Consider the following 10,393-nt stretch of genomic DNA (forward strand, 5'->3'; position numbering starts at 1 on the left):
AGATCATCAGAGTCGCGCTCGTCCCACAACTCCAGCCCTGCCCGGTCCTCAACCTGGACAGAACACCTCAAGCCGGAACAACGCCGGGGCCGTGGTACATCACCGACCGGAACGTTCTGAAGACTCCGCCGGATCAGAGCACCCCCTCGAAGGCGGTAGGCATCCGAGTCTTCTATCCGGCCGGAGGAATTCTCCTCTTCGAGGACAGAATGCTGCACCTTTTCGAGCTTGAGGTTGAGTTGATCGAACTTCGCGTCAAGATTGCTGACGCGCTGGAAGAGGCGAAGGCGAAGATTACCGGTCGCGCCCTCTTCGGCGGCCACATCTTGGAGCCGGTCATGAGCGAGCAGAGAGCACAGCAGCGCTTCATGGAATGGCAGCACCGGCGAGCGGAAGCACTGGAGGAACTCGCCAAGCGGAAGAAGTAGGGCTGCGCTACACCCGACGCACGTTGGCTGTCCACGGCGAAGGTCACGGACAGTGACTTGCCCCGTGGCGTCCACCCACGAGTCTCCAACCGGGGCCTCCTTGCGCCGTTGCATGATCGACCTACGATGATCTCCATGGAAGACGCAGCTGCATGGGCCGGTGTTGGCGCCTCCGTGGTGATGTCCGCCGGAGCCCTCATCGTGTCGATTCGCTCTCTCCGGGAGTCGCGCCGGGCAGCGGATGCGTCTGAGCGCCAAGCCGCTGCGGCAGAGGAAGCGCTCACCCCGCCACCGCCATCGGTTAGGTGGCAGATCATGCCGGGTCCAGGCCGGGACTCATATGTCCTGCGCAACGTGGGCGATGCGGCAGCCGTCGGGGTGGAGTTCGATACCTCCCGCACGCCTAGTTTGTTCGAGCTAGACCATGAGCAAAGCATTTTCGAGCCTGGTCAGGCGCTAACCTTCTGGGCTGCTTCCATGGCCGGAGACGACACGATGTCCGAGCTATGGCTCAAGTGGGGGGACCGCCCCGAGTGGACGGCGGTACCGATGCCGTGAGGACGCAGCACCCGCCGCCTGGACGCCTCCCCCCATACTTGCTCCCGTGACTGTGGAGTGGGGAGACGCGCCCACGTGGGCTGCTTTCGTCGTATCAGCAGGGGCCGGGGGTGTTGCATGGCGTGCCCTCAAACACGCCAAGGCCTCAGCATCGGCTTCTGAGATCTCAGCTCAAGCCGCGGTTAGGCAAGCCGCCGCTGCCGAGCGCCAAGTAGAGCTAGCCGAAGCCGCGTTCGAGGCTGCCAAGGAGCAAGCGGCGGAGTCACATCTCCCCGTCGACACGAGCGCGACCCGGGAAGCACTGACCTCGCCCAACCCGGACTATGCTGCCTGGTGGCTCGTGCAGACGTCGAAGAACCGCTATGTGCTGCGAAACATCGGCACGAAAACTGCTCGCAACGTCGAGATTGACCAGTCTCGCATCAAGTGCGTGCTAAGGGGCGATACTCGGGCCGACGAGGTACCCCCGCAAGCCTCAATTGAGTTACTTCTGATCCCCATGTTCGGAGCACCAAAGCCAAACGAGATTTGGGTTCGATGGGACGACCATCCCGAGTGGGCTGCCCTTCCCCTGCCGGCCTGACCCGAGCCACACCCGCCGGATGCGCTCGGCTAACTGCGGGTGCGGCCCCACCAAAATCCCGCTTAGAACTAATTTGCTGAATGTAAGGCGACCGGACCCATACGCATCCACCACCGGGCCATCTCAGCATCTCTAAGGCATCTCCCAGCGCCCGCGAACGGGACTCGGGGGAGGTGCATGGCATCCCGAGAACCACTCGTCGACCGCCGGAGACTACTTCTTACTCGGACCGCTTGGCGGACGCCTCTGCCGCCCAGCCTCGATAGCGGCTTTCTCATTACTGGCTCGGACCGTCTCGTAACGTGTCATCTCTCGGATGCCGCTTTCCGCTGAAAACTTCACCGCGTTCGCTTCCGCGAATTCGAGCAGAATGCGGGGAGTCACTCCGGGCTCGGCGGCAGCCCATTGCATAGCGACCGGAGCGATGGCCTGTTCCGGCCCATCTTGAGCGCCCACCTCAAGTAAGGCCCAGCAGTCAACCGGGCTCGCTGATACCTCATAGCGAGTGACCAGCCGAGCCTGCCAGCCTTCTGCCTCGTGGTGGCCTCCCTCTGCCTGCTCCTCGATCTCGACCAACCACGTGTCGGGTAAGGCCGCGACGAGCTGCACGATCCGAACCTCAGGCTGTATCAAGCCGGCGTCTCCTTCGGATGTCTGGCTGTCGGCAGTCCCTTGATCGGGGCCACACCGCGAGCATCCGTCATCATCGCTGACTGCGGGGCGTTGGTCGAGCAGCACGAGCGCAGCCACCACCCTCTGTCGGGAGGGCGACTCGGTCCCCGCGCTGCTCGCAAGAGCCGTCCGGACGCCCGGACCCGCACCGACCACACCCACCCGGTGTGCCGTGGCCTGTGGGGCCGCCTGGAGACGGTCTCCGTACGCGATGGGTCGGGTTGGTGGACGGTCCGACAACCCTTGAGACCGCCGAGAGCCAAAGCGGGGCCGTCCATCTTCAGAAGTTGACGTACGGGTGCCGACGCCGTTCCCCGTTCCCATTCCATACACATCCACCATGGGAACGGGGTCGTTCCCCATGGGATGTAGGTTTTTCCCGTTCCCCCACGCGGTTCCCTAGGGAACGAGCTCACGTCCAGGGAGAATGCGACGCCGTTCCCCGAAGTTCCCTTGTTCCGGACGGGGGTGGGAACGCCGTTCCCTGGACCCCCGCCGGACCCCCACCGCGTTCCCTTGAGGGGAACGGCGTCAACCGCCTACGCCAGCTCTTCGACAGGAGCGGTGGCCCAGTACCGCTGGGCCTGCCTGTCGTCGTCCTTCTTCTCGACCCGCGACAGGATCAGCCCGCCATCCTCCAGGCCCCGCCACACCTCATTGAAGATGTCGACCTTGCCGCTGACCTCAAACCGCGCTTGCGTCTTGGTGAAGACGTACGGGTCGGCTTCCAGCAGGTCCAAGATCTCGCGCTTGACCGCCTCGCGCTTGTCCTTCACCGCGGACTTCTGCGGCGTGTCCCCCTCGACCACTTCCAGCACCGCCGACCGCCCGACGAGCTTGCGGCGCACGTTGACCGTTCGGCCGGACTCCTCCTCCTTGGTCTTCTTGCGGCGCAGGGAGACGACCGTGGTGGGGTTGGTCGGTTCGAGCTTCTCCATGACGAGGACCTCGTCGGCGTTGCTCTCGAACTGCGACCCGCCGCGCGCCCGGTCCTGTGGTCCCCATCCGGTGTGGTGGACCAGCACTGCCGTGCCGTCGATCTCGGCAGCGAGGTCGGACAGCCGCCGCATGACCGTCGCGGCATCCTTCGTCTCGTCCGCCTCTGGTGCCAGCGAAGAGAAGGTGTCGAGGATGACCAGCGCGGCCCTTTTCTCCTGGGCGTGCCGCGTCAGGTGGTCCCAGAACGCAGGGTCCATGAGGCTCGTCGGCTTCAGCACGAACGACACGCGGCGGTGTGGAACCTCGACCCCGTGGTGCTCCTCCCAGGCTGCGATACGACCGGCCAGTCCATGGGCACCCTCACCGACGACGAAGACGACGTGACCCCTGACCGCGACCTTGTGCTCCAGCCAGGGCTTCCCCGTCGCCACTGAACAGCCGAGGCCAACCACCGCGAAGGTCTTGTTGCTGCCCGTGGCACCGACCATCAGGACCGCCGACCGGTGGCTGACCAGTCCCTTGATCAAGGGCTCGGGGGCGGGCAGCTTCATCAGGTCGCTGAGGGTGAGCACCCGCCCCAGCGGACTGATCTCTTCGAAGGCGTCGTCATCCTCCGGCTCGTCCACGACGTGCAGGTTCATCTTCCGCTTAGTCGCCGCCATCACGCAGCCTTCTTCTTCAGTGCCCGGAGGCGGACCGCCTTGCGTTCATTGGCGATGCCCCGGCAGATCGGGTACATGTCGCTCAGCAGAAACGCCACGTCCAAGGCCCACCCGCTAGCGAAGAGCGAGTTTAGGTAACGCTTGTACGCGGCCAGATCGCTTGTGTAGGCGGTGAAGTGGTACGGCATCAGCCATACGGTGGCATGCTCACATTCGTTACGCGACATGTCATCTACAGGCCGCCTGAGGTTGTCCGGGAGCCACATTCGCCCCGGTCGGGGTGTGGCACCACCCATCAACGGCTGAAGTCGCTTCAGGATGACTGCCAGTTCATCGCCTCCCGGGCAATCCCGGTAATGAGCCATTGGCATGGGAAGTGGCGGAGGAGGAAGCTTGTTGGTTTGCGACGCTCTTTGAGTAAGCATTACGATCGTCGTATCCTTTTCGTTCGTTCTGAGGGCTCTCGCATTCGCAGTGCGGGAGCCCTCACCGCTTGCGGCAGAGAATGACCAGATCGCGCACGATGGCGGGGTCCTGGATGACGGGCGGCAGGCCCTGCTTGACTGCCGACCGCACGGCGTCCTGCGCGGCGACCTCTTCGAACGTCTCGGCCGGCGGCCACTCGGACTCAGGCCAGCAGGTGGCGACGGTCCGGGGGCGGAAGTCCAGCTTTCGACGGGTGGCGCTCACGACCGCACCGCCGATGCCTTGCGCGGGTCGTAGCTCGCCTCAAGCATTTCGGCGCAGAACAGGTCACCGAGGGGAACGTCGAGCAGACGCGGCAAGCCCTTGCGCACCTCGGGCATGGGGTACGTCTTGCCCGCGAGTGCGTTGCGAAGGTGGCGCTCCGGTACGCCGATCTCCTCGGCCACCTGCTGAATCGTCAGTCGTCGCTTGAACAGCTCGACCTTGGCCGGTTGCCAGCCATACTTGCCTCGTGGCATCGGGTCATGTCCCAACCGCCCTCGCGGGGATACACGCCGCCGAGGTCCGCGAGGGCATAGAGATGCCCGGCAGCGTTCTCCTCGGTTGGTGATTCGCGCCCGAACGCGAAGGGGTGAAGCGACACGACCTCGACCGGTTGCCGTCGGCGTCCGTCGTGTGGGTCAAACATACATGGTGCTGGAACTCCCAATGACTCCTCAGGGACCATCACAGACCGTAGCGGGGTGCCCACCACCCGGATACCCCGACCCGCACGGGTCCGCGTCTCTGGGGCGATCTCAAAGGCCTCTATGGACGGTCGTCGCGCGCATGGCGGCGGTCGGGTACGCTGCTTGACGGGCAACCCACCGGAACGGTTGGGGGGTCCCTCGGGTCAGCCTGCCTATATGAGTAAACAGCGCAAAGGTTGGCTACGAGAATATATTGGCGCTTTGTGCTCCGGCGGCAGAGCTGCCCAGTTAAGTCCTTACCGAGTGGTAGGTAGCACCATCAGCAAGACCTGAGACGGCAGTGCCGTCTCAGGACTGAGATCCACGATCGCCGGAACGCGGACTCAGCCAGACCAGTGTTGACGCACTGGCCGGGCTGGGTTGACGCACCCTCGCCCGACCAGGGAGGGGGTATGAAGTGGGGCTCGCGAATCTTGAGCCGTTCGTTGGCGTTGGCCCGTGGGTTGCGGCTGCCGCCGTCGCCGTGCCGGTCGCGGGAAAGATCATCATCACCGCCTTGGCCCTTCGCGGCACCGACCCGAAGGACCGGCCCGGCATCATCAAGGCGGTGGCTGAACTGTTCCGCTGGCGTCGGTGACTGGTCGCCGGGTGATGCGAAGGCCGACGGCGAACAGGCGCGGGTCAAGCAGGACTTCCTGATCCGCTGCGATGCGTCCGACCTCGGCCCGTACGTTAAGTGCCGTCCGCATCGCCAGCTCCGTCCTTTTGGCTCACTTCGCGGATGTACGGGCAACTTCGGCATAGTTCTGGAAGATGTTGTTGGCGTCCAGTCGATGGTGTGCAAGCTGTGTTCGGACAGCATTGTCGTCGTGCCATCGTCCAGGCCCGTCAGCGAGGGCAACGACAAATTTCACGACAGCGGCCTTCAGCCGGTCAAGTCGCTCTGGCGTGACGACGCGCATACCGGGCACCGCGCTACCGGCTTCATCCAGCACCGCGCTGGGATGCAGCATGATTGGGAGCGCAGTCACGCCTGGATGCTGATCAATGTCCCAGCGAACGCTGCCACCGAGCTGGTCGATGTCCTTCTTGGCGACCGTCGCGGTAGTCGAACCGGTCTTTAGCTCGATGACCGCATGCCGGTCAGCGCTAAGCGCCCACAGGTTATCCGGACCCGTGCCGTAGATCTTTTCTGGTCGAGTACTCGCGAAACCGAGATGTAGGCCGAGCCGCTCTAGGGCTGCTTCCGCCTCGTTGGTGCGCTCGTTGTCCCACTGGATCTCATCGACGAGCGCTCGGACACCGAGGACAAGATTCATGGCGTCCTGGCCGTATTCGGTCGTCAGATACTGTGCCGCCGCGCGGGCCTGAACGGCGACAGGGCGGGTCTGAACGACAGCGATGCCAGCGGCGGGTCGTAGGACGTCAGGGTTCTCCTTGACCGCGGTCGCAAGTTGGTGCTGCGCGGCGGCTCGGTCGGTCATGTGCAGGTATGCCGCGCGCTGCTCGCGCAGCCATCCGCGAAGAGCCGAGTCCTCAATGTCATTAAGCGTCTGCTGAAGCCGATCGGCGGCTGCGGCGGTTTGTCCCGCCTCGGCGAGGTCGAATGCCTGGCGTACGGCCACGGCCTCCGGTCGAACCCGACCCCTATCGGCATAAGCAACGTCTGCCAGCGCCCGCCGGCTTCGTTCGACCCACTGCGGAGCGCGGTCCAGACAGGCGGACAGTGCAGCACGGACCGCATCGAGTCCCTCGCCCTGGATCTGGTTTGCGACGTCACGGCTCAGCGCGAGCTGCGCTTGGGTCGCGGGTGAGAACAGTTCGAGGTATCCCGAGTCGTACGTGGCGACGCCAAGCCGGGCACCGAGGAGGAGCACTGCGCAGTAGTCGGAGCTGTCCCGTACTCCACGGCCCATACCTTGCTCGATCCGCTGGACCTCGCGGGCGCGCAGAGCCGGGCTCCGACGTAGGGCCTCCGCTTCTCGCCGCTCGACACCTTCGACCGGTCGTGGGATGCCATCGACAATGAGCAGCCGGCAGGCATCTTGCGGGAGGTCCACGCCGTCGTACTTGTTGACCAGCACCACGACGCCAACGTGACCTGCTCTCAATTCCTCGACGCCTGCGGCGAGGTCACCAACGTGATAGATCCGGTCCGCGAACTTTGACCATGCGGCGGCGGCCCGGTCACTGGGCACCAAAACCACGACGTTGACCGGATCAGCGTCCGTCTGCCCGTCACCGTCGCGGTCTCCGTCGGCGAACTGCCGACCCAGTACACGCACCTCGTGCTCGTCCATGCCCGGGTTGAGCGAGATCGGGGCGAGGATCATGCGCTCACCAAGGTCTGCGGCGCTACCGGGGGTGACCGGTCGAGTAGCCGACTCAGGGTCCGCGTCCAGATCGGTGACAAGAACGCTGTCGTCAGTCAGCGTCGCAGTCAGATACACGCGGCGGCGGGCATCGTTGAACGAAGGGACCATGCGGATTGGCGGGCAGGGCGGCCGGATCTCCACGCCCCTGCTAGTGACCACCGCCGCGCACAGGGGCAGCACGGCGGCGATGAGCGGCCAAGTGAAGAAGAAGTGCGGCTTGTCGTCGCGATACTGATGAAGTAGTTGCAGGACTTCATCTTGCCGATCAGCCCAGGACCAGAACGGAATCCGTACAACCGCGTTGTACTCGCCTGCTCGGATGTCCGCCCATCCCTTCGCCGTCTGGTGGCGCAAGTCAGCGGCGAACATGTCCACTAGCCGGGGGTACGCCGCATGGCCAGCGGGGATCAGGAGCCGGAACTGCCCCTCAGTGGTGGCAAGTGCTGAGTGGGCGTCATCGACCACCACGATGCCGAGATCGGTCACCTCTCGCCCGTCACCGACGACCCCGAACACCGACCGGCCGTTGACCACCTTCTGAAACGTGGTAACCAGAATGGCCTCCTGCGCCAGGAAGGCTGGTTGGTCCGGGCTGCTCGCGGTGGCGATGCCCAGCGTGGCCGCTTCCTGCCGCACCCGCTCCGCGAGGTAGGTATCGGGCGCCAGATAGACGGCCTTACCAACCTTTTCGTTCAGGCTGCTCTGCGCGATCAGGAGCCCAACGGCAGTCTTCCCACCTCCGGTGTTCTGCTTGATCGGGATGTCGCGCTCGTGCCGGCGGGCGTACCACTTCTCGAGGATCTCACCCTGCTCCTGACGAAGGTACGACCAAGGTTTGCGCGGCAACGCCGCGAAGATATCCCTCGGCCGTACCAGCGGCTCTCGATCGCCGGCGCCAATGCGGGACCAGTCCAGGGGCATCGCTGCTTCCTCCGATCATCGGCAGGGACTCACGGTCTCTGCCTCCACAGTCGTAATCTGATCCCGCCGGCAGGCAGATCTACGAGGCTTCCTGGGCGGCTGATCCGTTCATCGCCTGCCGACGCCAGGGCGCAGTCGCGTCGGTGAGTGTGTCGAGGATGGCTTGGCACCAGGTGTGGGCAGCACCAACCGCCATGTAGGCATGACGTGGGCGCAAGCCTGGACGCCGAGTGGCGTGACCGGTGCCCCATCCCTCGTTGCGTAGCTCTGCGATCCCGACAGCGATTCCTGACAGTCCCCCCAGGATGCGCTTCGTTGCCTGACTGCCATCCGGCCCCGGCGCGACTGTTTGAGGGTGAAGACCAAGTTCTCGTTGAGCTCGGTCGATGAGCCATGGCAGTTTTGCAGTCTTGTCGTCGTAGGCCACGTTCAACTCATTGAGTACCGTCTTCGCGGTGGCCTCGACCAATTCCTTCGCAGATCCGATGGCTTGCGCCGGATCAGTCGTAAGCGCGCGGTTGATGCGATCAAACGAGTCGAGGATCATCTCAGGGTCTCTGAGCGCGTTCAGCGAACGGGGAAGCTTGGCAGCCGCTGCAACGGCACTATCCGCTTTCGGCCTGATCCTGCCTTCAGCATCGAGATCGAATCCCTGGCGATCCAGGAAGCGACGTGTACTGGCAAGGGCCTCATCAGTCAGCTCTTCGACGAGCGTCTCGTACACAAGGAGCACTCTCTCCACGTGAACGGGATCGGCCCAATCCACGTTGTCCTCGAACTCGCGCCACAAGCCGCGCCGCTCACCGGCTTCCTCGTTCGGATCTCCCGACGCGACGAAGCCCTGGTCCTCCCACATACCTGAGATCAATCGCAGAGTGCTGTACCCCGCACTGAGGTCTCGGAAGTGCCGCCGGACAGGCAAGGGCACAAGACTTCGGGTCGTCACAGCCGCCAAGAGTATCGACCCGATCACACCACGTCGATCCGTTAGATCGTCAGCCAGGTCGGCCGAATGACCGGGATAGCCACGGCCACAGCAACAGGATCCAGCCACACGCCTCGCCGGCCCGTCCGGTGTGCGAAACGCTGCCACATCGTCAGGTCGACCACCTCGCCGCCCCGACACTCCCCGACCACCAGCCGGTCGGGGCGCATCCGCAGCGCCTGCCGGACCAGCTCGCTGAGCCCGACCACGCCGGTGCCCTCCACGTTGGCCGTACGGGCCTGGAGCCCCACCACGTGCGGGTGCACCGGGTGCAGCTCGGCGGCGTCCTCCACCAGCACGATCCGCTCGGTCGACGGCACCAGCCCGAGCAGCGTGTTGAGCAGGGTGGTCTTGCCCGAGCCGGTGCCGCCGGTGACCAGGTACGCCAGCCGGGCGGCCACCACGGCCGCCAGGACCGGGGCGACCGGTCGCGGAACGGTGCCCTGGCGTACCAGTTCGTCGAGGGTGAACGGCCGCTGCCGGAAGGTCCGCAGGGACAGGTAGGGGCCGCCGGTCGCCACCGGGGGCAGTACGGCGTGCAGCCGGGTGCCGTCGGGCAGCCGCGCGTCCGCGTACGGGGAGCCGTCGTCCAGCCGGCGGCCGGCGGCCGCGGTGAGCCGCTGCGCCAACCGCCGTACGTCGTCGGCGGAGCCGAGCGGCACCGCCACCTGGTGCAGGCCCTCGCCCCGGTCGACCCAGACCCGGGTGCCGTTGACCAGCACGTCGGTGACCTGTGGATCGGCCAGCAGCGGGGCGAGCGGGCCGGCACCGACCAGGTCGTCGCGGACCCGGTCGGCCATCCGCAGCACGGCGGTGTCCCCGAGGACGGCCGCGGTGGGCTCGGCGCGTACGGCGGACACGATCGCGGCCGGGGTGACCGGGGTGGCCTCACCGGCCATCCGCTGCCGGACCCGCGCCGACAGATCGTCGGGACGGCCGGTCATGCCGCACCCGGCACGGGCAGGCCGGTCAGCTCGGTGACGATCCGCCGGCAGAGCACGGCGAGTGGGCCCCGCCCGGCTCCGGCCGGCGCCTCGCCCCGTTCCAGCCCCCGGCACAGCCCTGTCTGTCAGGCTGAGATGAGGCAGCCGTTCCGGGAGCGTTAGGCTTGCCGGGAGACAGGAAGAGGATCATCGTGACACTACCCGGCACGCC

General features: G+C 65.5%; 11 protein-coding genes and 2 pseudogenes. 4 read left to right on the forward strand and 9 right to left on the reverse strand.

What is annotated here, in order from left to right:
- From AB0I41_RS33620 to AB0I41_RS33630, 3 genes are all read left to right on the forward strand, one after another.
- The coding region (locus AB0I41_RS33620) for a hypothetical protein (RefSeq protein ID WP_357115106.1) at positions 1 to 428 on the forward strand (428 nt) is incomplete at its 5' end.
- A 135-nt stretch (positions 429 to 563) separates the two neighbouring features.
- Positions 564 to 986 carry a hypothetical protein gene (locus tag AB0I41_RS33625; RefSeq protein ID WP_357115108.1) on the forward strand — a complete coding sequence of 141 codons (423 nt, stop codon included), beginning with the start codon at positions 564 to 566 and terminating at the stop codon, positions 984 to 986.
- A 46-nt stretch (positions 987 to 1,032) separates the two neighbouring features.
- On the forward strand, positions 1,033 to 1,569 hold the full coding sequence (locus AB0I41_RS33630) for a hypothetical protein (RefSeq protein ID WP_357115110.1): 537 nt from the start codon (positions 1,033 to 1,035) through the stop codon (positions 1,567 to 1,569).
- Between the two features lie 213 nt (positions 1,570 to 1,782).
- Here AB0I41_RS33630 and AB0I41_RS33635 read toward each other — a convergent pair whose 3' ends face one another.
- The 5 genes from AB0I41_RS33635 to AB0I41_RS33655 all read right to left on the reverse strand — a co-directional run bounded on the left by AB0I41_RS33635 (position 1,783) and on the right by AB0I41_RS33655 (position 4,786).
- Positions 1,783 to 2,178, reverse strand: coding sequence for a hypothetical protein (locus tag AB0I41_RS33635; RefSeq protein WP_357115112.1), 396 nt, complete (start codon positions 2,176 to 2,178; stop codon positions 1,783 to 1,785).
- 602 nt (positions 2,179 to 2,780) lie between these two features.
- Complete coding sequence (locus AB0I41_RS33640) at positions 2,781 to 3,821, reverse strand: AAA family ATPase (protein ID WP_357115114.1); 1,041 nt, start codon at positions 3,819 to 3,821, stop codon at positions 2,781 to 2,783.
- 20 nt (positions 3,822 to 3,841) lie between these two features.
- Positions 3,842 to 4,030, reverse strand: a complete 189-nt coding sequence (locus AB0I41_RS33645; RefSeq protein ID WP_357115116.1) for a hypothetical protein — start codon at positions 4,028 to 4,030, stop codon at positions 3,842 to 3,844.
- A gap of 298 nt (positions 4,031 to 4,328) precedes the next feature.
- Complete coding sequence (locus tag AB0I41_RS33650) at positions 4,329 to 4,532, reverse strand: hypothetical protein (RefSeq protein WP_357115118.1); 204 nt, start codon at positions 4,530 to 4,532, stop codon at positions 4,329 to 4,331.
- Positions 4,529 to 4,786, reverse strand: a complete 258-nt coding sequence (locus AB0I41_RS33655; RefSeq protein ID WP_357115120.1) for a helix-turn-helix transcriptional regulator — start codon at positions 4,784 to 4,786, stop codon at positions 4,529 to 4,531. Before AB0I41_RS33655 ends, AB0I41_RS33650 begins: the two co-directional genes overlap by 4 nt.
- A gap of 628 nt (positions 4,787 to 5,414) precedes the next feature.
- On the opposite strand from AB0I41_RS33655, the gene AB0I41_RS33660 reads away from it, so the two are divergent.
- Positions 5,415 to 5,594 (forward strand): hypothetical protein, encoded by a 180-nt coding sequence (locus tag AB0I41_RS33660; RefSeq protein ID WP_357115122.1) that lies wholly within the window; start codon positions 5,415 to 5,417, stop codon positions 5,592 to 5,594.
- A 133-nt stretch (positions 5,595 to 5,727) separates the two neighbouring features.
- On the opposite strand, the gene AB0I41_RS33665 is transcribed toward AB0I41_RS33660, so the two are convergent.
- From AB0I41_RS33665 to AB0I41_RS33680, 4 genes and pseudogenes are all read right to left on the reverse strand, one after another.
- Positions 5,728 to 8,253 carry a DEAD/DEAH box helicase gene (locus tag AB0I41_RS33665; RefSeq protein ID WP_357115124.1) on the reverse strand — a complete coding sequence of 842 codons (2,526 nt, stop codon included), beginning with the start codon at positions 8,251 to 8,253 and terminating at the stop codon, positions 5,728 to 5,730.
- A gap of 79 nt (positions 8,254 to 8,332) precedes the next feature.
- Positions 8,333 to 9,109: an abortive infection family protein gene (locus AB0I41_RS33670; RefSeq protein WP_357115126.1), complete on the reverse strand. Its 777-nt coding sequence runs from the start codon at positions 9,107 to 9,109 to the stop codon at positions 8,333 to 8,335.
- 242 nt (positions 9,110 to 9,351) lie between these two features.
- A pseudogene (locus tag AB0I41_RS33675) lies at positions 9,352 to 10,182 on the reverse strand (TadA family conjugal transfer-associated ATPase); the annotation flags it as partial.
- Positions 10,179 to 10,298 (reverse strand): annotated as a pseudogene (locus tag AB0I41_RS33680) (septum site-determining protein minD); the annotation flags it as partial. The pseudogenes AB0I41_RS33675 and AB0I41_RS33680, both read right to left, overlap by 4 nt.
- Positions 10,299 to 10,393: the final 95 nt, after the last annotated feature.

Origin of the sequence: Micromonospora sp. NPDC050200 (assembly GCF_040656135.1) — a bacterium.
Taxonomy (GTDB): Bacteria; Actinomycetota; Actinomycetes; order Mycobacteriales; family Micromonosporaceae; genus Micromonospora.